Below are 26,828 nucleotides of genomic sequence, written 5' to 3' on the forward strand. Positions count from 1 at the left end.
GCCGGCGCGCGGTGCGAAGTGCGTATACGTCCGGAGTGTGAACGCCGGGCCGGACTGCTCCAGCCACTTCGCGAGCGAGACGACCGACTCACCTGCTTCAAGCATCACCGAGGCACAAATCCATCGCAAGACGTGGAAACCACGCTCGCGGCTGGGCTCCCAGACACACGAAGCCTTCTCGCAAGGCTGCTGCTTGGGCATCGACGGGGCGACCTCCGCGTCGGCGAGCACGGGCCCGACCTCTTCTCCACGATCAGGCGTATAGAGTCGCTGTGATCACAACGAGGGGGCTTCATGCGGATTCGGCGTGTCCGGCGTACGGCGATCTTCACCGCGGTAACCGCGGTCTGTCTGCTGTCCTGTTCCGCGGGCACGGACGACACCTCCGGAGGTGTCGGAACGCGGGACACCTCCCGTTCCTCGTCCGCCCCGGCACCTGCGGACGCAACGGTGCGGGAGAACGCCGCCATCAACCCCACCCCTGCGGTGTCCCCAGGGCCGGAACTGGTCCGTGACGCCTTCGCCGGCCTCCAGGCCACGCTCAACGAGACGTGCACACCGGGCTCAGGAAACTGCGAGTACTTCCTGGGCAGGGTCCACGAGGAAGTGATGGGCCTCGATGCGGCGATGAAGGCGGACCGGAAGGGCCCGGGCCACTTCCCCGAGCCCATCGAGTGGATCGCCGACCTCCGCACGACGCTCGACGGCGATACCTCCACCGAGAACCTGGAGACACACCGTACACAACTGATCGGCGTCCGCGACCGAATCAACGTCTGGATGCAGGACCACCCCGACGACTACCGCTGAGGCAGGAGACACAGCCGTACCCAGGGGAACGCGCGGGACGTCGCACGAATCCCGCGGATTGTCCTGAAGCAATGAAGCAATTCGACTACCCGCCCCGGCCTCACTCTCCGGTGAAGCCGGACCGGGTTCGCCATTGGTCGAACGCGAAGACTCTCCTAACCGAACTCACCCTCGCGGACGCCATCGCGGAACGCTGCCCATTCTTCTGCGGTGAACCGCAGGGACGGCAGGTCTTTCCGCCTCGAATCACGGATCGCAACGGCTCCGCCACCAAGGTCTGCCACCTCTACGCAGTAAGGCCCCGTTGCGCTCTTGCTGCTCTTGACCCAGCGCGTATCCGTCAGGTCAAGCGTGTAGAGATCAGCCTTCTTTGCAGTCATCGGACTACCCCTTCGATGCTCAATCGGGCTTCACTTCCCACCATCACCCCGGCTCACCAGACGTGCAACTGGCAAGGCGGGACACCGTAAATCGCAACGACAGCCCAATGACGGCCATAGCGGTGCCGGAAGCCGCAGTGGAGCACACGCGACGGGCGGGCTGAGCCGGACTCAGATCGCCGCTCGTTGTTGGCCTCGCGTGTGGAGACGGTCAACCGGGGCCGTACGCCACCGAGTTCGGCCCAGGGCGACGCGCTTGCCGGTATTTCACTCCCCACCGCCCCCGCACGCGCCCACAATGGGGTCACGGGGGAACGCTGGCGCGTGAGGGGGACACGTACGGTGGCGGACGACGCTCGGACGGGCACCGTCCACAACACGGTCAGTGGTGGCACCCAGGGCACGGTGGTGCAGGCGCGCACCGTTTACATCTCCGCTGCTCCGGACGCTTCCGAGCAGGAGCGCCGTCTCGACCCGCTGCTCCGCTTCGCTCTCGTCGGCCTTCTCGTGGCGGCGGGTGCGGTCCTCCTGGCGCTCGCCCCCGGACAGTCGCCGGGCGAACGTGGCCTGGTGCGCCTCGCCGCGGCCTACTTGATCCTGCTCGGGCTGTACCTGGGACTGGTCGAGCGGTTGGAGGCGCTCAGGAAGGGGCCCGCCGAGCTCTCCGACGAGGATCTCGACCGTGCCACGGCCAGGCTCGGCACGGCCCTCGGCAGGCGTTACGAGAGCGAGGAGCTGGCGTCCCGCACGAACAAGCCGGTGCCACTGCCGGTCCGTTGGACCGCCGCACGAGCCTCCCTGACGAGTGAGCACGCCCGGTCGGCGGACGGCCAGTTCGAGAACGTGGCGAACTTCTTCGAGGGGCTGCCGAGGCGCCGTCTGGTCATGCTGGGCGGGCCCGGTGCGGGCAAGTCCGTCATCGCCCTCAGCCTGGCCCGCACCCTGCTGGACCGGCGGGCGGCTGGCTCCAAAGCGCCCGTTCCTGTTCTGCTGCCGCTCGCCTCCTGGGCATCGGACAAGGTGGGCCTTTGGTCCTGGGCCGCGGAACGTATCGCCGACGAGCACCCCGCCATCGGCGCCTCGCCCGGCCAGCGCAAGGCCGTCGTCCGTGAACTCCTGCGCTCCGGACGGCTGCTGCCCGTGCTGGACGGCTTCGACGAACTGCCGACAGCCCGGCAGGCCGGCGCGCTGCGGGAACTGGGCGAAAGCCTCGGGCCCGCCGCGCGGCTGGTGCTGACCAGCAGGACCGCCGCGTACGCCGCCGCCGTCGAGGAGACCGACGGCGTGCTGCCCAGCACCACGGTGGTCGAGCTGAAGCCGCTCACGTTCGCGTCCGTCGCCGCCTATCTGCCGCGTACCACGCGCGCCAGATCCCTCGACGCGGCCGGCAGGGGCATCACCAAGTGGGATCCCGTCCTGGACCGGATGCGTGCGCCGGACGCTGATCCGGCGGCGCGACGGCTGCGCGAGGTGCTGAGTACGCCACTCATGGTGGCCCTCGCCCGGACCGGGTACAGCGACACGCCCGCGGATCCCCAGGATCTGCTGGACGAGGAGATGTTCGCCTCCCGCGCGGCGATCGAGCGCCACCTGCTCGACCGGTTCCTGTCGGCGGTCTACCGGCGGCCCGGCGCGGACGGTGATCCGACGGGACATGGCTGGAGCGAGGACAGGGCGCTGGTGTGGCTGGGCTTCCTGGCCGGCGCGCTGCGCAGGGGCCGGGTCCAGGACCTGGCCTGGTGGCAGCTCGACGAGCTGGTGCCCCGCACCGTGCGCGCGCTGGGAACCGTCGTCCCTCTCGCAGCCGCCGCCCTCATGGTGCGGCAGATCGGTTTCGGCCAGCCGCTCTGGCTGCTGTACGCGGCGATCGCGCTGCTGGCTCTGGTCGGCGACTGGGTCGGCATCAAGCGGACCGAGGGCTATTTCCCACCGCCGTCGCGCCTGGTGTGGCCGTCGCGGGAACGCCGGCGCAAGGCATGGCTCAGGGCCATGGGGTGGTTGGTCGTCGTCAGTGTGCCCGCATGGCTCGTCATCGGGCTGCTCGGAACGGAGCGTCGGCACGCGTTCGCCTGGGCCGTGATGTGTCTCACGCTGGTCTGCCTGGCGGTGGCCACGACCCAGTTCGCGAGGGTGGCCCGGTTGCCGGCCGACCCGGCGGCGGCGTCGGAGCCACTCGAAATGCTGCGCCAGGACCGCCGCGCCGCACTCGTGCTCGGTGCCGTCGAAATGCCCCGTCAGAAGTACCTGGACGCCAGCGAGTTCGCGATGGTCGTACCGGCCGCGATGCTCGCCGTGTGGGGCCTGAACGGTGGTGCGGACGTCACGGACAGCACCACACTGGTGGTGTTCACACCGGCCGTGATGGGCGTCTGGCTGCTGTACCACCTGTCGCTCTCCGCGTGGGGCCGCTTCGCGGTCGCGCGGATCTGGCTCGCGGGGCGCGGGCGGCTGCCCTGGCGCCTGATGGCGTTCCTGCGCGACGCCCACCAGCGCGGTGTCCTTCGCCAGACCGGCGGCCACTACCAGTTCCGGCACATCGAACTCCGCGACAGGCTGGCGCCCGACGTCTCCGAGCCCCGCGCCGTCCCCGCCTGGCGGCACCGGGCGAGGCGGCTGGGAGACGTCGCACGCGTCGGCGGCGGTACGGTGATCGCGATCGTCGCGGGTCTGGCGCTCATGCTGGTCGCCCTGCCGGGTGTCGAGCACGTCGCCGGCACTGCGGGACCGCACCGGTCCCTGCCCGCCCCCTGCAAGCTGCTGCCCGTCGCATCGCTGCGCCCCGTCTTCGTGCAGCCGCTCGCGAAGTCCGCGGAGAAACGGCAGTGCGAGGTCAAGGAGCGGACGGCCTTGCTGTCGAACGCCACTGTCACACTGGTCACGGACGTCGCCTCCGCGGGTCCGGGCGAGAGCGCCGTGCGCGTCGCCGAACGGTTCGTCAGGGAAAAGCTGCACAGCCGAGCCCAGCAACCCGTCGCCGGGCTCGGCGACGCATCCGGCCTGGAGGCGGCAGCCGGTACCGCCTTCCTCTACACCCGCGTCGACAATGTGGTCCTGCGGATCGTGTTCAAGGAACAGAGCAGCTTCGACGAGTCCCGCACCACGGAAGTGGCCAAAGCCCTGATGCGCATCGCCCTGCACCACGCGCGGCTGGCGCCCGCACCGAAGGACAAGAACGGCAAGCCGTTCACGGACACCCGGCTGCTCGCCTCGATACCCCGCTCCGACCTGCCGTCCCGCGACCGGCTGCCCTATGACGACGATGTCCGGCGGTCCCTGACGGGAGCCACCTGGACGGACACGGAACGCGCCGGGCTGGCGGTACGGGCGTTCAAGGACCTGCCGTTCGATTTCAAGACGTCGAACTACATCGGGTGTGTGGCAGGCGGCGTGGCCTGGGCACGGTGGACCTGCGCCGACAACGCACCCGAGGGGGCACAGGTCCCGTACCTGGGAGTGGACATCAACGTGCGCATCTGCCGTCAGGGCTGTTCCTGGGAGGATGCGACCAAGACGGCCGCCGCGATGCCCCACCCGGACGGTTTGAAGAAGCACGACCGCTGGACGCTCTACAAGGAGCGCACCATCAAGGACGCTCTCCTACCGCGCAGGCATGCCGTCGGCGACATTTACCAGTTCTGGATGGTCACGACCTTCACGGCGGGCTCGTGGATCTACGTCGTCACCATGCAGGCAGCCACGGAACAGGCCCACAAGGCGGACGCCCAGAAGATCGTCAACGACGTCTACGCCCAGACGGCACGGGGCAGATGAGGCGGAATCGAGCAGCGGCCCGGCGGAGTGCCGGGCTCTGTCCCCAGACGGGCCGACGAGCACGGAGTGCCGGTGGTCAGCGACGTCGTCGAGACGTCCCCGGACGCCTATGAATGGCAGCGCTGAACGGCGACCAGCCGTCTCCGGCAGATCAGCGCACATCCGGCTCCCGCCTGTCCGAGCGGCACCACAAGGCGGCACAGAGCGGCGCGCTGCCCGTGTGGGCGGCCTCACTACTTGAGGCCCTGCTTGAACCTGCCGAAGCAGCGTTGACGACGTTGCGGGCCTCGTACCGCCCAGCGTCGAAGGCCGACAGCCACCCGCCGGACGGGCGAGGCAGCCGCACCGCGTCCAGCACCGTGTCGAACGCGGTGGAGTCGTTGGCGTTGCCCGGCGTGACGACGATGGCCGAGCTGAGTCCACGCCCGTCCGCCGCGAGGCGGACCAAGGTGGCTCAGTTCGCCTTGGGGCCGGCCGAATGCCTGGTCGGCGCCTAATGCGGCAGATCTACCCGGTTCATCCGGGGATGTTCGGTGCTTGTGGCCACGCAACGAGGGTGGGCGTTAGCGGTTACGGAGGTCACGGCCGGAAGATCCGCCCCTGCGCGGTCCCTTCGACCGCGCGTACATAGACCTCGGCCACCTCCGAGACGGGCGTGCCGCCGCTGTCGTCGGTTCCCATGCTCCGCAGGGTCTCCTTGATCCAGCCGGGGCTCACCAGATTGACACGCAAACCACGCGGAACCTCGCTCGCCGCGTTGGTGACGAAACCCTCCAGACCGGTGTTGATCAGCGCCCCCAGCGAACCGCCCGGCAGCGGCGCGGCGAAGGTACCTCCGGTCAGTGTGACCGAGCCGCCGTCCCGGACATGCCTGAACGCCCGCTGAGCCAGGGCCACTTGACCAAGCAGCTTGCCCCGTACCCCGGCGGCCATCTCCTCGTCCGTCGCCCCGTCCAGATCCACCAGGGGCCCGCTCGCGGCACAGCACACAACAGCGTCCAGGCCCCCCACCGCTCCGAACAGCGCGTCCATAGAAGCCGGATGCTCAAGATCCACGTGTACCGGACCATGCCGCGAAGCGCCGATCACCTGATGCCGCACGCCCAGCGCGTCGGCGACAGCGCTCCCGATCGTTCCTGTCACACCTACGACAAGTATCTTCACACCACAGATCCTGTCACCAACACGGTTGCGCTTCGGACAGGACGCGGTTTCGCGCCGGCAGGCCGGCGTACCTGAAGTGCTGCCTCGGCTGTCGACGAGGTGGTCGCAAAATTCCCCGTCACCTGCCTCCACGAAAATCACGCTGCCCGCGCCAAGTACGAGACGCTCTACCGCTCTTATCAGCCTCTCAGTCATGTCGTCGTGGTTGGCACCGAGTCGCGCGCCTGAAGTTCAGATGAGCCGGGTTGCTTCCACGGACTGCCATGCCTCGCGTCCGGACGGCCACCCCCGTGGCAGCCGGCCTTCCCCGAGAATCCGTTCCAGAAAAGCCGTCACGCCTCCGGGGAACAGTTGAATCTCAGGGCACTGCCGATATGCCACCGCGACCATCCATTCCTCGTCCAAGGACGGCACGGACAAGCCCTGATCACTCAACGGCGGGAAGAGAAGACACAGATCACCGTTCCAGTCGTGATAGGCCCATGGGATTGCATGACCCCACACATTGTCCGGAACATCCGACGTACCGCGCACAGCCTCGAAAGCCGCGTAGTAATCCCTGCGCTCCTCCCGCATGAATGTGAGGAGCGGATCAGCTCCTTCGGGATGCGGAACGAAGAGATGACCGAGGAGAATCGCATCGCCGTAACCGTCCACCAACTTTTTATAGTCGGCTGGAAGTGCCAGACCCAACCACTCCTCGATGTCCCGCCAGGCCGCGGACGCAGCCGGCCGGAACCTTTCACGCTCCCCGAGCAGGCCTTCAAATTTTTCATCCACGTCTGTCACCAGTTAATTTCTCGATGACCTGCCGAAGCAGACAGCGGTACGAGATTCCGAAGGTCCGTACCGGAGCCACCGAACCGGCACCCTCATACCTACGACGGCGATCTTCGCCTTCCCTCGGGCCCCCGATCAGGCCCGAACCACACGACCTCCTGGCCGGTCGGCGACATGGGCAACCTCGCGAATTTGACCGGCCCCGGATAGAAAGCGGAACTGTTCGGGCCCGCCATATCCTCACCCGCCAGGTAACGGTAAAGCCACTCGGCAAAGGAAACAGGGTAGTCGTAAAATTCCCCGTCGCCTGCCTCCACAAAGATCATACTGTCCGTACCCCTGGCACTGTGCGCCAAGAAGACCGTCTCACCCCGGTCACTCACAAGAATCGGAGTCAGCCCCTCCTTGACTCCGAACCTGATCTCATCAACTCCCAGGACAGCACGGGGATCCCCTTCCAGCTCGTCGCCCTCCCAGTTGACTTCGGACCACGCCCGAGTCGTCTTCCGAATCCATCGGGCAAGGTTCCACACATCGTTCGACGGATGGTTGAGGTAGAGATGCTCATTGAGCCGCACCGGCGCATAACCATCAATGATGACCTTGTAGTCCTCCGGCAGCTCGAACCCCAATTGCCGTTCCAGGTCCCCCCAGGAATCAGCAGAACCCGCGGGATTGGCCGGCTCGCCCAACACCGCGAACACCGCGTTCAGATACGGGGAATTCTCCACCATGCCAACCCTCCTGGGGCAGTTTACAGATCCCGTCGTCGTACCACCGGACGGAGATTGCCGCCGCCGCTCTTCCGCTTCGGCTTACTCGCTCCCCGGGCTCTGGTATACGGACGGCCAGGAGTGATCGACATAACGGCGCTCCCATGTTGACGTCCCCGGAGGCGTGATCCGTCCACCCCGCGGATGAGGCCGGGGCAGGGGCCGCGCCTCGGCGTGATGCCGGGCGCTGTCCCCAGACCCGTCGGCGAGCACGGAGTGCCGGTGGCCACGGTGAAGGACGCGCATCAGCCGAGATTGTCCGTGGGTTCGGTGGAAACCTGAGGGTGGGCTGCGAGGTGGCGTGCTTCTGCCGTGACCTCCGCGTCGATCTGTGCCTCTGTCCTGTCGCCGTATTCGAGGGTGTCGTACTCGTCGTCGAGTTCGGCCAGCCGTTCCGTGAGTGCGAGATCGTGTCCGTGATGCTGATGAATCCGAAAGGTGAACTCCCGACGTGACAGCTCGCCGACAAGTACGCGGCGTGCGAGCGCGCGAACGGCGGCTTCCTTGCCGGCATCACTGCCGACTGGATAGAAGGTCAGGCCAAGCTCTTCAAGAGCCCCGGGGAGCACTTCGTGCACGTCGTAGACCGCTTCAGTACGTGTGCAAGCTGCCAGGATTCGGAGCCCGGGGCTGTCGAGCCCAGCGACGAGCGCATCACAGGCTGCCCTGACGACGTCGCTTGCCCGTACTTCTCCCATGCTCCAGAGGGCAGCATGGTCCTGAAGGTCACTTGCTGCTGCTTCGGTCGACGTCACCCGCCCATGATTCCCGAGACGGGGCCCGGTGTCCGCGAAGGGGTCCCTGGGCACCCCGTTCCGTCAGCCCAGTGCCGTGGCCGTCGTGATGAAGGGGCCCCCTCGGCCCGGTTGGCGGGGGCGGTGGGTGGTGTCCGTGACCGGGAGCAGGTACGTGTTCGGCCAGTCGGGGACTCCGCCGCGCACGCGGTCGAGGCTGACCGCTGTGACATGGCGCTGGCCGCCTCCCCAGTCCGGGCGGCGTCGGAGCAGGTCGGGGCAGGCTGTGGCCATGACCAGGAGCGGTACGGATCCGACGGACTCGCTGAGCCCCTCCACCAGGTCGAGGATGGGGTCCTCGGCGTCGTGCAGGTTCTCGAACACGAGCACCAGGGGCTGGATGTGCGCTACCCCCTCCATGAACTCGATCCAGCTCCGCGACGATTCATCGGCACCGTCACCGACAGCGCCACGGGCCAGCAGCGAGATCAGCCGTGACCGCATCCGGTCCACGCGTTCGCGCGCGAAGGGCAGGGAGTCAACGGCATCGGTGACACCGCGCCGTACCATGTCGGCCGAGTCGTCCGGCAGGATTCCGCAGTACTCCGAGAGCATCTCGGCCTGGATCGCCGTCACACTGCCGCGCTCGACGGAGCGGGCGGAGGCGACCAGGCAGCGCGTCCGGCCCATCTGGGCCGAGATTCGGTTCGCGAACTCGGTGACGAAACGCGTCTTGCCGCTTCCCTCCTCGCCCAGCACCGTGACCAGTTGAGGGGTACGGCGGCTATGTGTCCGCCGGAACACACTCTGGAGCAGCCCCAGTTCGCATTCCCGGTCGGACACGGCCGGCGGCGATCCGATGTCCTCGACCCGCCAGCCCCCGGCCGCCCCCTCGGCACGGTCGTAGACGAACAATCCGCACGCGGCGTCGCGCGTACTGTCGCTGACCAGGACCTGCCGCTCCGGAACCCGCTCCAGCAGCACCTGGCACTCCTCCAGCAACGTACCGGTGACCGAGATGGTGAGGCCGTCGGCGCCGGGCCGGGTGAGGACCAGGGCCTCTCCGGTCGCGATCGCCACGCGGGTGTCCGGGCCGGGCGCGGCCGGGTCGTCGGCGGACCTCGCGAAGGAGTCCCGTATGGAGAGCGCGGCGCGCACCGCCCGTTCCGCGTCGTCCCAGGCGGTGCCGCGGGCCCCGAACAGCGCCATCGTCACCGGCCCGATGGACGCGGCGACATTGCCGCCGAAGAGTTCGATCTCCGCCTTGACCCGGTTGAAGGCATCGACGAGGAGTTCGTCCACGCCTCTGCCGGCCTCGCTGATGACGCCCGGGCTGAAGCGTGTGCAGATCAGCACCACACTGACCTGCTTGCGTTCCGCGCCGCCACCGCTGCTCTGCGACTGCGGGCCGGACTCCCCCGACGGCCCGGAAGTCCTCGAATCCTTGGGCGAGTTGAACGGAAGAATCGGCGCGACGGGAAGCACCGGGGCAACGGGACGGACCGGCGCGACGGCGGGCTGGTGTTCCGGCAGGTCGGCCATGGGCCGTGGCGCCGGTGTACGTACGTCCGGGCCGGACCGGTCCGTACGTTCAGCCGCGCCGGGCCGGTCGCCGCTCTGCTCGGCATTCCGTTCGGCCGCGTGGCTCCGCATCCGCTCGGCACCCCGCTCCCCCGCGGGGCTCCAGGTCCGCCACGCCTCGCCGGGCAGCGCGACACCGGGGGTCGCCAGCGAGGGGTCATGGGTGAGGATGCGCTGCTGAAGGTCCTGCAGTGCCCGGCTGGGCTCCAGCCCCAGCTCCTCCACCAGTGCCGAGCGGACACGTACATACACGCTCAGCGCGTCGGCCTGCCTCCCCGAGCGGTACAGCGCGAGCATCAACTGGGCACAGGACCGCTCGCGGAGCACCTCGTTCTCGACCATGGCCTCCAGGTCGCAGATGATCGCATGGTGGCGTCCGGACGCCAGTTCCGCTTCGAAGTAGTCCTCCATGGCATCCATCCGGACGCCTTTCGCGGAGGTCAGTTCCGGCCAGGTGACTCCGGCCTCGACCAGATCGGCCAGCAGGGCTCCGCGCCACAGGTCGAGGGCGCTGCGCAGGGTCCGCGCGGCCACCTGGGGCGAACCGGCGGCCAGCTCCGCCCGGCCGGCCTCCAACCGGGCGTAGAACTGGAACAGGTCGATCTGAGACGAGTCGGTACGCAGGACATAACCGGGTGCCTGCGTCAGCAGTCTGGGCGAGGAATCGTCACCTCCGGCCGAGGCACCGCCCGCCGACGCACCGCCCGCCGCGGCTCCCCCGGCCGCCGTGCCGCCGGCGCCGCCGGCCATGGACAGTACGCTCCGCAGGCCGGAAACGGCGTTCTGCAGTATCTGCCGGGCCGAAACCGGAGCCTCGTCCACCGGCCATAACGCGTCCAGTAACTGGCTTGTGGCCACAACACGGTTGGGTTGAAGGAGCAGCAGTCCGAGTGTCGCCCGCTGCCTCATTCCGCCGAGCGCCACAGGCCTGTCTTCTACCACGACTTCAAGTGGGCCAAGCATTCGAAATTGCACGGTTCCCCCCGCTCACAAGAATCTCGCACCACCGAATGAGAAAATTCTTGAAGTCTTGCCAAACCCCCGAAGCACCCCGGGCCTTCGGCTCAGGGGTCAGCCTACTGTTCGAGACAGTATCAAAACCAGCCCGATCCGGAGATTTGCATCACATTAGCACAGGACCGGCCCTGGTCACGCGAAAAACTGCGTGCTGTGCCAGTCGTCGGCACAACACGCAGTAAACCATCGGAGGTTCTATTGGATTCCGGTTACCTCATGGCTTTCGGTATCCGAATCACCGGCCTCCGTTTTCCGCATCCGTATCAGCATCCATGCCCGTTATCTGTATAGGTATCCGTGTCCGTGTCCACGAAGCTGATCGCCTCGGTGGGGCAGCACGCGATGACACCTTCCGCCTCCGCCATCTCGTCCGCGTCGGACAGTTCGGACTTCAGTACGGAAGGAAATCCGCCGTCCGTCATCCGAAACAGCTCCGGCGCGACGGCCGCGCACAGTCCTGAGCCGGCGCACTCCCGGCGGTCGACACGGAGAGTCGTCCTCACTCGCTCTCACCTCCTCCCGGTCGTCTTCCGCCGTCAGCTCCGCCCATCGCCGTGGAGATCGACCGGAAGGCTGGTGAGACTGCGCAGCAACCAGGTCTCGTTGTAGCGGAGTTCCGAGCGCGGAACCGCGAGCCGCAGTCCCGGGAACCGGTCGAAGAGGGCAGGGACGGCGATCGCCGATTCGAGCCGGGCCAGGGCCGCGCCGAGGCAGTTGTGCAGTCCATGGCCGAGACCGAGGTGACGGGGACCGTCGCGCGTGATGTCCAGGTGATCCGGGTTCTCGAAGCGCCGGGGGTCGCGGTTGGCCGACTGCAGCGCGGCCACCACGGGGGCTCCCGCCGGCAGTTTCACCCCGCCGATCTCCACGTCCTCCTTGGCGAAGCGGAAGAGCCCGATGGTCAGAGCCCCTTCGTACCGCAGGAACTCCTCCACCGCCGAGGCGGCCAACTCGGGCCTGGTACGCAGCAGTTCGCGCTGGTCCGGGTTGTCGAGCAGTGCGAGGGCGGCCGAGCCGATCAGATTCCTGGTGGTGTCCAGACCCACCATGATCATGAGGGCGACCATGGCGACCAGCTCTTCCTCGTTGAGGCGGTCGTCGCCGTCCCTGGCCTGGATGAGGCTGGAGGTGAGATCGGTGCCGGGCCGCCGCCGCTTCTCGGCGACCAGCTCCCTGCCGTACGCCCCGATCTCCTCGAAGGCGCGCGTGACGTCGTCCTGGCCCTCGGGATCCGTGTTGAACGCCCGCTCGATGGCGTGCAGCATCTCCTTGAAGCGGTCGAGCGGGATCCCCATGATCTCGCCCATGACCTCGGCGGGCACGGTGCTCGCGAACTCCATCACATCCGGCCTGTCGCGCTTCTCCAGCCGGTCCAGCGCGGACGCCACTATGCGTGAGGTGGGCTCCTCCCACTGGGCGGTGCGCCGCGGGGTGAAGGCGCTCATGGCGAGCCGGCGCACGCGGGTGTGGTCCGGCGGATCGAGGACCGTGAGGATGCGTTCGACCGGCGTGCCCTGTGCGTAGACGAGTCCGGCGTCCTTGAATTCCTGGCTCGCCCAGGCCGCCGCGTCATTGCTGAAGCGCTGGTCGCCCAGCAGGGCGTGCACATCGTCAAAGCGCGTGATGATCCACATCGTCACCGCACCGGCAGGGAAGGTGAATTCATGCACCGGCGCGTTGTCCCGGAGCCAGGAGAAGGCCGGATACGGATCCTGGTAGTAGTCGCGATCGAAAAGCGTCGGAGGGTTTCCTGAAGTGGTCATTTCTACCTCCATAATTAGCCTGGCCATTCAGGTCGGATGCGACCTCGCACAGAACTTCGAATCGCAGGGACCTCGCAGAGATTCGCAGAGATCTTCGGAATCTCGCGAGATTCCGCGGAGATCTTCGGAAGCCTAATGCCGACTGCCCTCCCGCCAGTAATGGGGCGCTAATCGGCGCACATTCGACGGGGGTACGGGAACTCGCCCGTACCCCCGGGCAACGGAGCAAGCGGTCAGCGCACCGCGCCGTTCCATTGCCAATTACGCCGGCGCGAAAGTCCGGGCAGCTCCGTGCGCCCCGTACACCAGAGAAGGGTTTCGGCCGGACGGAAACCGGCCGGCGCATCCGGGAACAGGCGCTCGACCACAGGCGCCGACATCTCGTCCGACGGGCTCCAGTCGAATCCGAGGCCGAGGGCGATGTCCCTGGCGTGCACGGTCATTTCCAGTACGCCCATGGCGGCGAAGCCGGGGCCGTCGGAGTGACCGTACGGGTGCCAGCTCCGGACCTCGGGTGACGCCTCACGGACCGCCGACGCCAGGATCGAGCCGGAGATCCGGATCGCCTCCAGGCAGTGGGCGATCGGCGCGGCCTGGTCGATCGAGGCGAACAGTGTGATGTAGCGGTCGGTCGGCTGGGCGATCAGCAGGCCGGCGTACCCCACCACACCGAGCGCGATGTGGTCGAGGGTCGCCCGGCACTGCCAGTCGAGGTCGCCGGCCGGGCGCCGCCAGTCCAGGCCGGCGCCCTTGTCGAGGACGGCGGTGGTCTCGGCGGCGGCCGTGGTGACGAGTTCGGGCCATAAGGTGGTCATAGCTGTCTTTCTGCTCGGTGCGTGAAGGGTGGTTCAGGATGACTGAGCGGTGGCCGAGCGGTCCAGGACCGCAGAGGCACTTCGTGGGCCGACACACCGTCAGGTACAGCGCGTAGCGGCACACACCGTACACACTGCCACCGGAGTCAATCCCGACTTGCCACCGCTGTGGGCTGTTCCGCACCGACTTGGCCGGTTTCCGTACTCTGCCCCGGCTTGGACTGCCGGATCAGCAAGAGAACCAGCGCGACGACCAGTCCGATTCCGGCCATCGCGGCGGTGGCGAAGAAGGCCGCCTGGAACCCCTCGGTCAGGGCCACGCGCTCGGTCGGCCCGGAGGTGTACGCCATGGCCACGCTGGAGCAGACCGCGATACCGAGCGCGGCCCCGATCTGGAAGACGGAGTTGTTGATGCCCGACGCCAGGCCGGACTCATTGGCCCGTACACCGCTCAGCGCGGCGATGGACGACGCCACGACCGTCGTACCGATACCCGAGCCGAAGACCAGCAGACCCCAGAAGAGATCACCGAAGTAGTCACCGTCCGCCGACACCTGGGCCAGGAGCAGGGTGCCGATGCCGAGCAGGACCGTACCGACCACGGCCACCGGCTTGAATCCGAACCGGGTGGCCACCGGACCGCTGATGTTGGATCCGACGATGGACATCGCGGAGTAGATGGCCGTGCTCAGACCGAAGAACACCGCGGTGTACGCGAGGACCTGCTGCGCGTACAGCGAGGTGATCAGCGCCCCGCCGTAGGTGGCCATCGCGACCAGAAGCATCATCAGATTGCCGCCGACCATGGTGGGTGAGCGGAAGATGCGCAGCGGCACCAGCGGGCTCGCGGCGCGCTTCTCGATCAGCGCGAAGACCACGACCAGTACGGCCGCCGCGACGATCAGACCGATCGTCTGTCCGTCGCCCCAGCCGACCTCGGGGGCCTCCACCACCGCGTAGATCAGCAGGGCGATCGCCGCGGTGATGGTGATGGCGCCGGCCGGGTCGAAGGAGCGCTTCCCCTCACTGATGGGCGTCTCGCGCAGCAGCCGCGGGCCGAGCACCAGCACCACCAGGGCGATGGGAATGTTGATGAAGAAGATCCACTCCCAGCCGAGGCCCTCGGTGATCGGGCCGCCGATGAGCAGGGCCGCGGTCGCGCCGAACGCGCCGATGCCCGTCCAGATGCCCAGGGCCCGGTTGCGTTCCGAGCCCTCGCCGAAGGTGGTCATGAGGACGGCCATGGCCGTCGGGGCCATGATCGCGGCGGCGATGCCCTGGATGACGCGGGTCACCACCAGCACCTCACTGGTCCAGGCGAGACCGCACACCACGGACGAGACGAGGAAGAGCACCGTTCCGACCATGAACATCCGCCGGCCGCCCAGCAGATCGGCGGTACGGCCGCCGAACAGCAGCAGTCCGCCGAAGCTCAGGAGATAGGCACTGAGGACCCATTGGACACCGCCGGCCGAGAAGCCGAGATCCGACTCGATCTCCGGCAGCGCCAGGATCACGATCTGGGAGTCGACGATCACCATGAAGTAGGCCGCGCACAACAGCGCCAGTGCCTTCCACCTGCGAGGGTCCGGCCCCGCCCCGCCGCCCGGCGGTGGGCTGTTGCCGACCTGTCCACGGTCCATCAGTTGTTTCTCCTCCGTTGAGCGGTACGGGCCGAACGCCCGCCGCGCGTATCCGATCGGGATCCGATCAAGCGCCCTCAACGCTTCCATCGCGCGACCACGGCCGAAAGTGGCAGGACTGACGTCCAACGAAAAATTCCTGCCGTACGATGAGGCCCATGAGTGTGGGAACGGTTGCCATCGCAGTGATCGACAACACCAACATCCCGGTCGGGGACGTCTACGAACTGGGCATCGCCTGCTCGGTGTTCGGCACTCCTCAGCCGGACCTGGCCGACTCCTGGTACGACGTACGGCTCTGCGCGACACAGCCGGAGGCGCCCGGGCGCGGCTTCGGCTTCGCGCTCACGACGCCGTACAGCCTGGCGGACCTCGCCGACGCGGACACGGTGATAGTCCCGTCCGTACCGGACGCCGTCGTGGACGAGAACAGTCCGCTGCCCGAGGAGCTGATCGACGCGCTGCGCACGGCGGCGAAGCGCGGGGCCAGGATGGTCTCCCTGTGCAACGGAGCGTTCGCGCTCGCCGAGGCCGGGCTGCTGAACGGCCGCCGGGCCACCGCCCATTGGATGCACACCGCCACCCTCAAGAGGCGCTTCCCCGAGGTCGAGGTGGACGACTCGGTGCTGTACGTCGACGACGGCGACGTGCTCACCAGTGCGGGGCTCAGCGCCGGCCTCGACCTGTGTCTGCATCTCGTACGGCAGGACCTGGGCGCCCATGTCGCCAACCAGCTCGCACGGCGCATGGTGGTGCCCGCCCACCGTCCGGGCGGCCAGAGCCAGTTCATCGATCTCACGGTGCCCGTGTCGGACGACGACAGTCTCAGCCCGGTGCTCCAGTGGGCGACGGAGAACCTCGATCAGCCCCTGACCGTCGACGACTTGGCGAAGCGGGCGGGAATGAGTCCCCGTACGTTCTTCCGGCGCCTCCAGTCGGTGACGGGCACCACTCCGCTGCAATGGCTGCTCAATCAGCGGCTGTCACGGGCGCAGAGCCTGCTGGAATCCACCGATCTGCCCATCGAGAAGATCAGCGAGTTCAGCGGACTGGGTACGTCGACGAATCTGCGGCGGCACTTCAACATTCACATCGGGGTGTCGCCGAGTGACTACCGGCGGGCGTTTCCCTGCCGTACGACCGTGAAGTCCGGGCGGGGTTGAGGCCCCTGATGGGAATCACCGCTACGCATCGATCCTGATCCCGAGCGTTACGGATGTGTCCCGGCCCAGGGGCCTCACCAGGCGCCCGCTCAGAGGAAATAGGTCTCCGGGTCGAGACCGAGCAGTACCCGGCCCTGGAGTTCCAGGTTCACGTTCACCTGGGCGAGAGCGTGCAGCGAGAAGCCCTGGATGTCCCGGTGGAACCGCTGGAACGGCACACTGCGCTGAATCACACTGCCGCCACTGGCGGTGTAGAGAAGCTCCACCGCCTCTTTGGCGAGCTGTGCGGCGAAGGCGGTCTGACCACGCACGATCGCCTTCTCCGCAAGCGTCGGCTGTTCACCCGCGTCGGCGCGCTCCTGGAGCAGTTCGAGCCACACCTCGGCGAGCGCCTCGGCCGCGGTGATCTTGTTGGCGGCGGTGGCGACCTGAAGCTGTGTGAGCGGGTGCAGACTCTGGTCCTCCCAGGGCGTGTAGGTGATTCCGCGACCGGGCAGCCGCTCCAGGAAGAGTTCGTACGCGCCCCGGGCGATACCGGTGAACACCGCCGCGCACTCGGCCATCACAAAGCTGAGCAGCCCGTAATTCCGGCCGGTGGCACCGGTGTTGGACCGGTCGCCGGTTGCGCTGAACATCACCTCTTCGAAGCCGACCACATGGTGGTCCGGTATGAACACATCCGTGGCGGTCGTGGTCGCGCTGCCCGTGGCGCTGCCCGCCGAGACATGCCAGTCGTCGGTGATCGCCATCTCGGACATGGGCAGAAGCGCCATGGCCTCTTCCTCCGCGCCGTCGGGGCGCTCGACCATCACGGCGGTGAAATTCCAGTCGGCGCCCCGGCAGCCGGAGTTGTAGCGCCATGTGCCGCTGAGACGGTATCCGCCCTCGACGGGCACCAGCGTTCCGGTCGGGGCGAAGGCACTGGAGATACGGACCGAGCCGTCGGCGAACACCTCCTCCTGGGTCCGGTCGGGATAGAGGGTGGCCGTCCAGGTACTGGTCACCCACACCATGGTGACCCAGGCGGTGGAGGGGCAGCCACGGGCGATCTCCGAGATCACCTTCGCCTGTTCGGCGAGGCTGAGATCAAGGCCGCCGAACCGCTTCGGCACGGCCATGCGGAACACACCGGCCTTCTCCAGGAGTTCGATGTTCTCGTCCAGGATCCACCGCCGCTCCTCGGACTCCTGGCCGTTCTCGCGCAGTGCCGGGACGATCTCCCGTACCGCTTCAAGGACGGACTCAGCGGACTCTGCTTCTGTGCTCGGGGCTGTACTCAAAGCTGTGCTGGGGGACACTTCCGGATCCTCTCCTCTGCATTTCCGACATGATTCGATGAGCGGTGAGTGAGCAGAATTGCCGACGGACCGCGTCTCACGTCGCCGATATCTGACCGGCGGCCCGCAGACCGGATTCGATCGCGCCGTCGATATAGCCGCTCCACCCGTCGGCGATATCGCCGCTCGCGAAGGCGATACGCCCATGGGGCCGCTGGACGGCCGGATAGAGCGAGGTGAGCTGGCCGGGCTTGCGGAATGTCCAGCCGCCGCGCGCGTACGGGTCGTTGCCCCAGTCCTGGGCGCGTACGTCGATGACCTCGATGTCCGGGCCCAGCAGCCGTACCGCCCGGCGCACCGCCCCGTGGTCGGAGGGGTCGAACGCCGGGTCGACGCTGAATCCGATGAACAACTGACTGCCGTCGGCGAGCCTCTTGTCGGGAATCAGCAGCGAGAGCGGAAATCCCTCCGCGGCCTGGGCGTAGAAACGGCCCGCCGAACTGCGTGCGTGTATCCACAGTTTGGTGGCGCGGGTGATGGCGAGGCCCTGTCGGGACGCGGTGGTATGGGCCTCGGGCAGGCCGGGGGTGAAGGCGATGGTCCGCCACATGTTCGCAGGTATCGCCATCACCACGGCGTCCGCCCGGAAGGCCCGCCCGGAGCGCGTGGTGACGGTGACCCGTCCTCCGCGCTGATCGACAGCGGCGACCGGCGAGTTGAGCAGCAGCGCGGGCGCCTGATCGTCCAGCATCGCCGTCAGCAGCCGGTGCGTACCGTTCTCCAGCCGGTAGCGCATGGTGTTGTTCCAGCCCTCGTTGCTCCAGCCGGCGAGGGCCCACTGCTGCGCCAGCATGGTCAGTGCGCCGTCGTCGCTGGAGCCGCCCGAGTAGACCGATGTCTGTCCCACGACAAGGAGTTCGTCGCTGCGGGAGAGCCTCATCCGGTCGAGCCGGTCACGGAGCGAGAGCCGGTCCACCGTGCGCAGCAGATCCGCCCGGTGGAGGGGCTCGTAAGGGCGCTCGAAGTACTGACGGGAGCCGTCGAAGATGGGCTCGTACACCGCGCCCATCCGCCCGAAACCCTCCTCCACCCCGAACTCCCTGGGGCCGTCGGGGGTGGGGAAGAAGGTGCGCTCGGGTGGTATGTCCTCGGTCAGGGGTATGCCGTACCGCCGGATCTCGCGGCCGATGTGCGGCTGGGTGTCCTCGACCCAGGTACCGCCGATCTCGACCCGCTCGCCCGCGAAGGTGTCGGTCCAGGTGCGGCCGCCGATACGTTTCCTGGCTTCGAGGATCAGCGTCCTGGCGCCCCGCGCCGTGAGTTCACGGGCCGCGGTGACCCCGGCGAAACCGGCTCCGACGACGATCGCGTCGTAGCGGGCGGCCGCCGGCCGCTCCGAGGCGGCGGCGGTACGGGCCGTTCCCAGGCCGAGCAGTGCCGCGGCGGTGGCCGACTTGGCGACCGTACGGCGCGACACGCCGCGGGCTCCGGCGCCGGCGGCCGGGGCCGCGCCCTTGCCCGGGGTGGCGCCGTTGCCCGTGCGGGTGCCCGAGGCCTGGAGGAGGGTGTCTGAGGCCGGGCGGGTTCCTGTGACCTGGGGGACGCCTGAGGCCCGGGGGGCGCCCGTGGCCTGAGGGGTGCCGGTGGCCCGGCGGGGGCCTGTGGCCCGGGCCGGTCTGGGGCCCTCCTGGCCGGCCGCTCCCCTGTTCTCCTGATCCGTGCTCATGTGCGCTGGCTCCTCTTGCGTAAGGAATTCCGTCCGGCCGGGATTCTGGAATTGATGGGGCTTTTTCTACACACCAAGAACCTATCCGGACATATCTCACCAGCCACTCACCCTTCACTAACGAGACACCACAAAGAAGCAGGGCCGTGCGGAGGGTGTCCGCACGGCCCTGCTTCTTTGTGAAATTCAGATCCCGATCCCGATGCTCACGCCAGGCTCACTCCACCGGCTTGGAATTCCTGACGACTTCGATCAGGCTGGCAAAGCTGTCGTCGCCATGGCCCGCCGCGATTCCGCGTTCGGTGAGTGCCTTGATGGCACGCGGAATCACGCTGTCGATTCCGCGTTCCTCACTGGCGTGAATGACATGGTCCATCGTCATCGCCTGGGTGTGCAGCGTGGCATCGGCGGGATAGGTGCCGCTGTCGATCTGGCCGGCGTAGGCCGTGAGGTAACCGCTGATGGTCGCGAGCCACATATTGCCGACCCGGGTGAAGGTCTCGGCGTCAACACCTTCCGTACCGACCAGCGCCGCCGCGTGGACGTAGCCGCTCATGGTCGACCACATCAGGCCGAGCAGGGACACGTCGTACAGCGAGGCGAGACCGGCGTCGCTGTTCAGATACGTCGTGCCGCCGCCCAGCACCTCCAGGGTGGCCCGGTGCGCCTCGAAGATCTCGTGCGGCCCGCTGTACAGCAGAATCGTGCCGGGCTCGCCGACCCCCTCCGGCACGGACATGACCGCCCCGTCGAGATAGCCGATCCCGTGCCGCGCCGCCCACTGCGCCGTCGTACGCGCCTGTTCGGGGGTGCCGGAGGTCAGATTCACCACCGTGCGCCCGGCGAGCGCGTCCGTGAGCGGGGCCAGCAGTTCGTCGACGACCTCGTAGGTCGACACACAGATCAGGACGAGCGGCGCCGCCGCGACCGCCTCGGCCGCGGTTCCGGCCCGTACCGCTCCTTGGGACGCGAGCGCGTCGGCCTTTTCCGGGGACCGGTTCCAGACCGTTGTGGGGTACCCCTGCTTGAGAAGCACCTGGGCGAGTGCCTGCCCCATCAGTCCCAGGCCGATCACCGCCACCGCGGGCCGGGTCGTGGCCGCTCGGCCCTCTTCGTGGGGCTTCTGGGCCGTTCCGTGGTCGTTATCCATGGGTTGATGCTCTCCGCCGCTCACAGACGCGGAAAGGGGGATCTCCGACAAGATTCATAAAATTCCCGCCATCACTGGACGGCTGAAAGTCATACAATCGGCTTGCCTTATTCGGTGCGGCAGGGAAATTCCCCATCTTTTCTCGCTAATAACCCGCTCTCCGGTTACTGGATTTGGTGATTAGTGGCTGATTAGCGCCCCTGATACCGGTCAGGGGCCCGGTACGGGCACGGGCCCCCGGCCGGTCCGTACGAGGTGCGCCTGACACAATCGGGGCAGTGCCGGTGTGCGGTGGAGCATGCCGCGGACCACGGAGGAACCCTGTGCCGCTGCCCTCGGAACCGTTGCGGAAGCTGGGCTTTCTGACCATCGGGCTGTTCGACGAGGCCGATCCGCGCCGGGGCCACGAGTCCACGCTGGAGATCATCGAGCTGGGCGAGCGGCTGGGCTTCGACAGCGCGTGGATGCGGCACCGCCATCTCCAGTACGGCATCGCCTCACCGGTCGCGGTGCTGGCCGCGGCCTCGCAACGTACCAGCCGTATCGAACTGGGCACCGCGGTCATCCCCCTGGGCTGGGAGAATCCACTGCGCCTCGCCGAGGACCTGGCCACCGTCGACGTGCTGTCCGGGGGCCGCCTCAACCCGGGGGTCAGTGTCGGTCCGCCGATGCACTACGACCGGGTCGGACACGCGCTCTACCCGGACACCGCCGAGGCCGAGGACTTCAGTTACGAGCGGGTGCGGCGGCTGCTGGATTTCGTACGCGGCGAACCGGCCACCGATTTCCGCGGCACCGAGGGCTTCGAGGTGTTCTCCGACCGTGTCCAGCCGCATTCCCCGGGGCTGGGCGGCCGGATGTGGTACGGCGGCGCGAGCCTGCGATCGGCGCGATGGGCCGGTGAGCACGGGATGAACTTCCTGACCAGCAGCGTCGTCAGGGCCGAGGAATCCGAGGATTTCGCCGAGATCCAGCTCTCGCACATACGCGCCTTCCGCGCCCACCACCCCGACGGCGAGCGCGCCCGGGTCTCCCAGGGACTCGTCGTCATCCCCACCGACTCGGCCACGCCGGAGCAGCGCGCGAAGTACGAGGAGTACGCGCGGAAGCGGACGCCCCGTACCGCCGCCCCGCAGGGACCGGCGCGCATGATGTTCGCGCCCGATCTCGTCGGCACCTCCGAGGAGATCGCCGAACGGCTCTACACGCAGGCCGCGTTCAGGGAGATCGACGAAGTCGCGTTCGCGCTGCCGTTCACGTTCGAGCATGACGACTATGTCCAGATCCTCACCGACATGGCGACCCGGCTCGGCCCGGCGCTCGGATGGCGGGTGGGGGTCTGACCGGGTTGCCGCCGCGTCCGCGGGAGTTCTCTTCGTAACCCGAGCAGCGGACGGAACCGTGCCGCCCGGGCCATCGATGGATTCACCTGCTGTGCCCGGCGGTTGTGGACACAGAGATGTCGGCCATACTGCTCCCCGTGGAGCAACACACTGACCCCATCATTCTGCCGACGCACCCGGCCGGGACCGATCCGGCCTTCATCCCCGGGCTCGTGCCCCCTCGCCCCGCTGGGGCGGACGAGGAGGACGGGGCGGCACCGGAGCAGGTGGCCGACACGCCACCGGACGCTCCGGAGGCCGCCGCTGCCGACTCCGGGGCCGAGGCCGCCGCCGCTCCGGACGCCCCGAACGTCCCGGGCGAAGGCGCAGCCGACGACAGAGCCGAAGAGCCTGTCGAGGAGAGCGACGACGGCCCCGTCTTCGAGATCTCCGACCGGCGCGGCACCATCGTCGCCGACCACGCCGGTATCACCTTCCGGCTGGACGGCGAGGAGGCCCAGTTCGCCTGGGAGGAGGTCAAGGCAGTCGAGACCGACGTCCCGCGCTTCGGGCGGCGTTTCGGCATCACGGTCTACACGTCCCCGCAGCGCTGGTTCCAGCACGATATCGAAGGCTCGTCCAGGGAGCAGCTCAAGCAGTGGACGAAGGAGCTCGACGCGGTTCTGGATGCCAGATTCGACGACGGCGAGGCGTAGCGGCAGACGATGCGGCAAACGGAGACTGCGGTACGGGGGACGCGGGGCGCGAGGTCCAGCCGGTCATGGCTCGGCCGGGGAAGCGGCCGAAACCGTGGAAACGGTGCGAGCGCTGCCGATGCTGAGAGCGGTGCCGGCGGCGAGAGCGGTGCCGGCGATGGAAGCGGTACCGACGGTGCCAGTGGCGTCGGCGGTCGCACGCGGGGACGCGTACTCGTTCTGCTGTCCCTGCTGGTCGCCTGCCTGCTGATCTTCCATTCCGCTGTGCCCAATACGGTCGGCCGGCTGGGCAGCCTCCTGGAGACCTTTCTGCCCTGGCTCGGCCTGACCGTCCCCGTACTGGTGGGTCTGGCGTCACTGCGCCGCCGCCGCTGGACCGTCGTACTGTCCACGCTGCTGCCCCTGGCGGCTTGGCTCGGCCTCTTCGGCGGTTTGTTTCTTTCCCGGTCCGACGCGGAATACGACATCACCGCGCTTCAGCACAATGTCAGCGATGTGAACCCGGATCCGTCGGGCGCCGCGAGAAAGCTGCTCGGGACGGACGCCGATCTCATCGCCCTGGAGGAACTGACGCCCGCCGCTCTGCCGGTATTCAAGGCGGAACTGGCGCCGGAATACCGCCACCACGCATCTGTGGGAACGGTCGGGCTGTGGTCGAAGTATCCGCTCGCCGGCATAAAGCGCGTGGACATCAAGCCGGCGGGCATCGGGCCGGGCTGGGACCGCGGGCTGAGGGCGACCGCCAGAACGCCTCACGGCGATGTCGCCGTTTATGTCGCCCATCTGCCGTCCGTCCGTCTCGGCCTTGCCAAGGGATTCAATACGGCGTGGCGCGACGAAAGTGCCGCCCTTCTCGGTACGGCGATAGCCGCCGAGCGGCTGGACAAGGTGATTCTGCTCGGCGATCTGAACAGTACGGTGGACGATCGCGGCCTGGACCCGGTCAGTTCACGGCTGGACCCGCCGGGCCCGGGTTTCGCACTGAGCTGGCCCGCGGCTTTCCCATTGGCGCGGATCGATCAGATCATGACCCGGGCGGCGCCGGTCACCCATGTCTGGTCACTGCCCTCGACAGGCAGCGATCATCTGCCCATCGCCGCCCGCATCAGACTGTGAACAGGTTCGAGCCCCACCGTTCCGTTGCAAAGGACCGGCTGCGGGCGTTCCGGGCCCCGGCGAGAGGTGTGTTTCTCGCCGGGGCCCGTCAGTGTGTTCAGTGTGCGCCGGTCAGGACACCCGCCCGTGCCGCGGAGGGCTCGGCCACCTTGGAGCGGATGGTCGTCTCACCGTTCTTGATCACACGGGTCGCGGTCCGGGCACCGCAGTTCGAACCGTACGTCCAGACGTCCTGGTTGGAGATGCCGCCCGCCCAGTCCACGCACAGACCCCGCGCGTAGGCGTACACGGGTCCCGCGTACGAGGTGTAGTAGTCCGAGTCGACCGAGCCCTCGCCGGTCGCGGGCACCATGATGTACGAGAACATGTTCACCGGCGACCCGCTGGTCTTACGGATCGTCACCACACAGTTCTTGCCGTTGGAGGGGTTGTACGTCAGGTACACCGTGCCCTGCCGGCCGACGTCGGCCCAGTTCACGACCCCGTACCCGGCCCCGCACACACCGTTGTACGCGGCCTGAGCCGACACCGCGGCCGGCGCGGCGACGGCGGGCTGCGCGACAGCCGTGACCGAACCCCCCACAGCGAGCGCGGCCAGCGCGGCCACCGCACTCACACGACGTGATTTCCGCATGTCTTTCCCCCTGTACCTTGGTGGATGCTTCTGCATCTCACCCGGTTTGACCCGTGGATCAGACACATCGTTGTACGGAACCACGACCTCAACTTCGGCGGCCAGGTTCCGTGGTTCCGGGGATGTGTTGGCGCTGCGGCGGTGGCGGCCCCATGACGCGCCCCTTCTACGTCGAGGGTTCCCGGCCGAGGCCGGCCAGGATCAGGCTGAGTCCTTCGTCGAATTCCCGGTGGGCGTCCGCGCCGGCTGTGGTGGCGAGTGCGGCGAGTGTGGGGTTGGCGTCACTCGCGACGGTGCGGACGCGGTCGGCCTCGCCTTTGGGGTCGCTTTCGGGGGTGAGCGGTCCGGCGAGTTCGGACTGCGCGATCCCCATGACGAAACCCATGACCGCGCGGAATGCCACCAGGAGATCGAAGCCGGTGCGTCCGGACCGTGCCAGGGCCGCGGCCAGCGCTTCCGCCGGGGCCAGAGCGCCCGGTGAGGAGGTGCGGCGGGTGAGGATCAGGGGGATGGCGGCCGGGTGCTCGCGGACCGTGCTCCACAGTGCCGTGGCCGCGCTTCTCGCGTCCGCCGCCCAGTCGTCCGTCGGCTCCGTCCTCGGCACTTTCGCCGCCACCGCGTCGACGACGAGTTCTTCGAGGCCGTCACGGCCGTCGAGGTAGTTGTAGAGCGTCATCGGCCCGGTGCCGAGAGCGGCCGCGAGGCTGCGCATGGAGAGCCCGGCGAGACCCTCACGGTCGACGATCTCCAGGGCCTGCCGCTGGATCTGGGTGAGTGTGTAGCGCGCCGGCCTTGCCATCTGACCTCCACTTGACACGTACGCCGTACGTAAACGACTCTACAACACGTACGGCGTACTTAAACGAGAGGAGTGATGGCGATGTCCGACACCATGGACACGTCCTTCTGGTCCGGAGGCAGCCGGTGTGCCGCCTGGCTCACCCGTCCCACCGGTGCCGGGCCGTTTCCGGCCGTCGTTCTGGTCCACGGCTTCGGCGCCACTCACGAGATGCGGCTTGCCCAGTACGAGCAGGCGTTCGCCGCTGCCGGGATGGCCGTGCTCTCCTTCGACTTCCGCAACATCGGAGCCTCGGAGGGAACCCCGCGCCAACTCATCTCCGTACGCCGCCAGTTGGCGGACATCGACGCTGCCCTCGACTTCATCCGGCGGGATCCGAAAGTCGACGGCGGCCGAATCGCCCTCTGGGGCACCTCGATGGGCGCGACCCATGTCCTGCTGACGGCGGCCCGGCATCCCGGACTGGCCGCGGCCGTGGTGCAGTGCCCGGTGGTCAACACGAGGGACGCGGCCTTCGGTTCGGGACTGCGGCACGTGCTCCGGCTCGCCGGCCCGATCACCGACGACCTGGTCCGAGCCGCCTTGCGGCTGCCCCGCAGATACATCGGCGTCGTCGGCGAACCGGGCAGCTCCGCGATGGTGACCGTGCCCGGAGCCAGCGACGGCTGGTACGGCATGGTTCCCGCGGGCGTGGACTTCGACAACCGGGTCACCGCCGCGGCCGGCGCCGAACTCCTCACCCTCAACGCCTCCCGTAAAGCGCGGAAGATCAAGTGCCCACTGCTCGTGTGCGTGTCGGACCGCGAGACGCTGACGGACCCCCGCATCGCCGTGAAGACCGCCGAACGCGCGGCCAGAGGTGTCGCCATCCACTACCCGGCCGACCACTTCGAGGTGTACCACGCACCGCTCGTCGACGAGATCATCGCCGACCAGGTCGCCTTCCTCACCCGCCACCTGCGCCTGAGCGAGGCCCTCCATGCGTGACCTCGTCCGCCGCCAGGACGAGCACTTCCTGGAATTCGCGTCCTCGCTGACCGACGACGAATGGGCCGCACCCAGCCTGTGCGCCGGCTGGACGAACAAGGACGTCCTGTCGCACCTGGCCCTCGGCCTTCAGGTCCGCAACACGCGGCTCCTGACCGAAATGGCAAGACAGCGCGGCTCGTTCGACACCGCGAACGACATACTCACCCGCACACACACCCAACGCCACAGTGCCGCCGAACTGATCGGCCAGTTCGACCGCGGGCACGACAGCCCCCGCGGGGTCGGACGGCTGCTCCCCGCCCCCCTGCTCCTGGGCGACCACACCGTCCACCACCTCGACATCGCGCTGGCCCTCGGCCGGTCCGCGGACCTCGCGCCGGAGGTCGCGAACGCTGTCCTCCGCGTGGAGACGACCGTCCCCAACCCGTTCGTCCCCGCAAGGACCAGAAGCAGGAACCTGCGTCTGACCGCCACCGACACGGGCTGGAGCACCGGACCGGCCGGCCGTCCACAGGTATCAGGCCCGGCGGACGCCCTCATCTCCGTACTGGCCGGGCGCGGACACGCACGCGCCCGACTCGCGGGCCCCGGCCTGCCGATGCTCGCGGCCCGGCTCTGACCTCCCTCCTCGCGCACAGGCCCCCTTCTCGCCTCCGTATCGCACACAACGGTCCCTCACCGACCGCAGCGGTGAGGGGCCGCGG

At 68.1% G+C, this 26,828-nt stretch carries 24 protein-coding genes and 1 pseudogene; 8 read left to right on the forward strand and 17 right to left on the reverse strand.

The window, feature by feature from the left end:
* Positions 1 to 294 precede the first annotated feature (294 nt).
* Complete coding sequence (locus KQY30_RS02390) at positions 295 to 810, forward strand: hypothetical protein (RefSeq protein ID WP_217305331.1); 516 nt, start codon at positions 295 to 297, stop codon at positions 808 to 810.
* Between the two features lie 155 nt (positions 811 to 965).
* Here KQY30_RS02390 and KQY30_RS02395 read toward each other — a convergent pair whose 3' ends face one another.
* Positions 966 to 1,190, reverse strand: a complete 225-nt coding sequence (locus KQY30_RS02395; protein ID WP_217305332.1) for a DUF397 domain-containing protein — start codon at positions 1,188 to 1,190, stop codon at positions 966 to 968.
* 342 nt (positions 1,191 to 1,532) lie between these two features.
* Here KQY30_RS02395 and KQY30_RS02400 point away from each other — a divergent pair, with 342 nt between their 5' ends.
* The gene (locus KQY30_RS02400) at positions 1,533 to 4,961 is read left to right on the forward strand and encodes an NACHT domain-containing NTPase (protein WP_217305333.1); all 3,429 of its coding nucleotides are present in this window, start codon (positions 1,533 to 1,535) and stop codon (positions 4,959 to 4,961) included.
* A gap of 319 nt (positions 4,962 to 5,280) precedes the next feature.
* Here the strand turns inward: KQY30_RS02400 and KQY30_RS36130 are convergent.
* From KQY30_RS36130 to KQY30_RS02450, 10 genes and pseudogenes are all read right to left on the reverse strand, one after another.
* Positions 5,281 to 5,452: pseudogene (locus tag KQY30_RS36130) on the reverse strand (IS5/IS1182 family transposase); the annotation flags it as partial.
* An 88-nt stretch (positions 5,453 to 5,540) separates the two neighbouring features.
* Complete coding sequence (locus tag KQY30_RS02410) at positions 5,541 to 6,125, reverse strand: short chain dehydrogenase (protein WP_217305335.1); 585 nt, start codon at positions 6,123 to 6,125, stop codon at positions 5,541 to 5,543.
* A 231-nt stretch (positions 6,126 to 6,356) separates the two neighbouring features.
* Positions 6,357 to 6,914, reverse strand: a complete 558-nt coding sequence (locus KQY30_RS02415; protein WP_254406893.1) for a hypothetical protein — start codon at positions 6,912 to 6,914, stop codon at positions 6,357 to 6,359.
* A gap of 89 nt (positions 6,915 to 7,003) precedes the next feature.
* Positions 7,004 to 7,639, reverse strand: a complete 636-nt coding sequence (locus KQY30_RS02420) for an SMI1/KNR4 family protein (protein ID WP_217305336.1) — start codon at positions 7,637 to 7,639, stop codon at positions 7,004 to 7,006.
* Between the two features lie 284 nt (positions 7,640 to 7,923).
* On the reverse strand, positions 7,924 to 8,433 hold the full coding sequence (locus tag KQY30_RS02425) for a hypothetical protein (protein WP_254406894.1): 510 nt from the start codon (positions 8,431 to 8,433) through the stop codon (positions 7,924 to 7,926).
* A 63-nt stretch (positions 8,434 to 8,496) separates the two neighbouring features.
* The gene (locus tag KQY30_RS02430; protein WP_254406895.1) at positions 8,497 to 10,743 is read right to left on the reverse strand and encodes a BTAD domain-containing putative transcriptional regulator; all 2,247 of its coding nucleotides are present in this window, start codon (positions 10,741 to 10,743) and stop codon (positions 8,497 to 8,499) included.
* Between the two features lie 530 nt (positions 10,744 to 11,273).
* On the reverse strand, positions 11,274 to 11,513 hold the full coding sequence (locus KQY30_RS02435) for a ferredoxin (protein ID WP_217305338.1): 240 nt from the start codon (positions 11,511 to 11,513) through the stop codon (positions 11,274 to 11,276).
* Between the two features lie 33 nt (positions 11,514 to 11,546).
* Positions 11,547 to 12,773 (reverse strand): cytochrome P450, encoded by a 1,227-nt coding sequence (locus KQY30_RS02440; protein WP_254406896.1) that lies wholly within the window; start codon positions 12,771 to 12,773, stop codon positions 11,547 to 11,549.
* 233 nt (positions 12,774 to 13,006) lie between these two features.
* The gene (locus tag KQY30_RS02445) at positions 13,007 to 13,588 is read right to left on the reverse strand and encodes a maleylpyruvate isomerase N-terminal domain-containing protein (RefSeq protein ID WP_217305340.1); all 582 of its coding nucleotides are present in this window, start codon (positions 13,586 to 13,588) and stop codon (positions 13,007 to 13,009) included.
* Between the two features lie 146 nt (positions 13,589 to 13,734).
* A complete protein-coding gene (locus tag KQY30_RS02450; RefSeq protein ID WP_217305341.1) occupies positions 13,735 to 15,231 on the reverse strand; it encodes an MFS transporter in 1,497 nt (498 codons plus the stop codon).
* A gap of 158 nt (positions 15,232 to 15,389) precedes the next feature.
* Here KQY30_RS02450 and KQY30_RS02455 point away from each other — a divergent pair, with 158 nt between their 5' ends.
* Positions 15,390 to 16,394: a GlxA family transcriptional regulator gene (locus KQY30_RS02455; protein WP_217305342.1), complete on the forward strand. Its 1,005-nt coding sequence runs from the start codon at positions 15,390 to 15,392 to the stop codon at positions 16,392 to 16,394.
* 89 nt (positions 16,395 to 16,483) lie between these two features.
* On the opposite strand, the gene KQY30_RS02460 is transcribed toward KQY30_RS02455, so the two are convergent.
* The 3 genes from KQY30_RS02460 to KQY30_RS02470 all read right to left on the reverse strand — a co-directional run bounded on the left by KQY30_RS02460 (position 16,484) and on the right by KQY30_RS02470 (position 20,547).
* Positions 16,484 to 17,692 carry an acyl-CoA dehydrogenase family protein gene (locus KQY30_RS02460; protein WP_254406897.1) on the reverse strand — a complete coding sequence of 403 codons (1,209 nt, stop codon included), beginning with the start codon at positions 17,690 to 17,692 and terminating at the stop codon, positions 16,484 to 16,486.
* 76 nt (positions 17,693 to 17,768) lie between these two features.
* Positions 17,769 to 19,397 carry an NAD(P)/FAD-dependent oxidoreductase gene (locus KQY30_RS02465; RefSeq protein WP_254406898.1) on the reverse strand — a complete coding sequence of 543 codons (1,629 nt, stop codon included), beginning with the start codon at positions 19,395 to 19,397 and terminating at the stop codon, positions 17,769 to 17,771.
* A 217-nt stretch (positions 19,398 to 19,614) separates the two neighbouring features.
* Entirely contained in the window at positions 19,615 to 20,547 is a 933-nt protein-coding gene (locus KQY30_RS02470; RefSeq protein ID WP_217305344.1) for an NAD(P)-dependent oxidoreductase, read from the reverse strand.
* 323 nt (positions 20,548 to 20,870) lie between these two features.
* On the opposite strand from KQY30_RS02470, the gene KQY30_RS02475 reads away from it, so the two are divergent.
* Positions 20,871 to 21,890 carry an LLM class flavin-dependent oxidoreductase gene (locus tag KQY30_RS02475; RefSeq protein WP_217305345.1) on the forward strand — a complete coding sequence of 340 codons (1,020 nt, stop codon included), beginning with the start codon at positions 20,871 to 20,873 and terminating at the stop codon, positions 21,888 to 21,890.
* Positions 21,891 to 22,027: 137 nt separating this feature from the next.
* The gene (locus KQY30_RS02480) at positions 22,028 to 22,585 is read left to right on the forward strand and encodes a hypothetical protein (RefSeq protein ID WP_217305346.1); all 558 of its coding nucleotides are present in this window, start codon (positions 22,028 to 22,030) and stop codon (positions 22,583 to 22,585) included.
* 63 nt (positions 22,586 to 22,648) lie between these two features.
* On the opposite strand, the gene KQY30_RS36135 is transcribed toward KQY30_RS02480, so the two are convergent.
* Positions 22,649 to 22,843, reverse strand: a complete 195-nt coding sequence (locus KQY30_RS36135; protein WP_254406899.1) for a hypothetical protein — start codon at positions 22,841 to 22,843, stop codon at positions 22,649 to 22,651.
* Between the two features lie 6 nt (positions 22,844 to 22,849).
* Between KQY30_RS36135 and KQY30_RS02485 the strand changes: the two genes are divergently transcribed.
* Positions 22,850 to 23,701 carry an endonuclease/exonuclease/phosphatase family protein gene (locus KQY30_RS02485; RefSeq protein ID WP_254406900.1) on the forward strand — a complete coding sequence of 284 codons (852 nt, stop codon included), beginning with the start codon at positions 22,850 to 22,852 and terminating at the stop codon, positions 23,699 to 23,701.
* Positions 23,702 to 23,798: 97 nt separating this feature from the next.
* Here KQY30_RS02485 and KQY30_RS02490 read toward each other — a convergent pair whose 3' ends face one another.
* Complete coding sequence (locus tag KQY30_RS02490; protein ID WP_254406901.1) at positions 23,799 to 24,335, reverse strand: spore-associated protein A; 537 nt, start codon at positions 24,333 to 24,335, stop codon at positions 23,799 to 23,801.
* A 166-nt stretch (positions 24,336 to 24,501) separates the two neighbouring features.
* Complete coding sequence (locus KQY30_RS02495; protein WP_217305348.1) at positions 24,502 to 25,134, reverse strand: TetR/AcrR family transcriptional regulator; 633 nt, start codon at positions 25,132 to 25,134, stop codon at positions 24,502 to 24,504.
* An 81-nt stretch (positions 25,135 to 25,215) separates the two neighbouring features.
* Here KQY30_RS02495 and KQY30_RS02500 point away from each other — a divergent pair, with 81 nt between their 5' ends.
* Both KQY30_RS02500 and KQY30_RS02505 read left to right on the forward strand, forming a co-directional pair.
* Positions 25,216 to 26,121, forward strand: coding sequence for an alpha/beta hydrolase (locus tag KQY30_RS02500; protein WP_217305349.1), 906 nt, complete (start codon positions 25,216 to 25,218; stop codon positions 26,119 to 26,121).
* On the forward strand, positions 26,114 to 26,743 hold the full coding sequence (locus KQY30_RS02505) for a maleylpyruvate isomerase family mycothiol-dependent enzyme (protein WP_217305350.1): 630 nt from the start codon (positions 26,114 to 26,116) through the stop codon (positions 26,741 to 26,743). Before KQY30_RS02500 ends, KQY30_RS02505 begins: the two co-directional genes overlap by 8 nt.
* Positions 26,744 to 26,828: the final 85 nt, after the last annotated feature.

Source organism: Streptomyces sp. GMY02 (assembly GCF_019056675.1).
In the GTDB taxonomy this organism is placed as follows: domain Bacteria; phylum Actinomycetota; class Actinomycetes; order Streptomycetales; family Streptomycetaceae; genus Streptomyces; species Streptomyces odonnellii.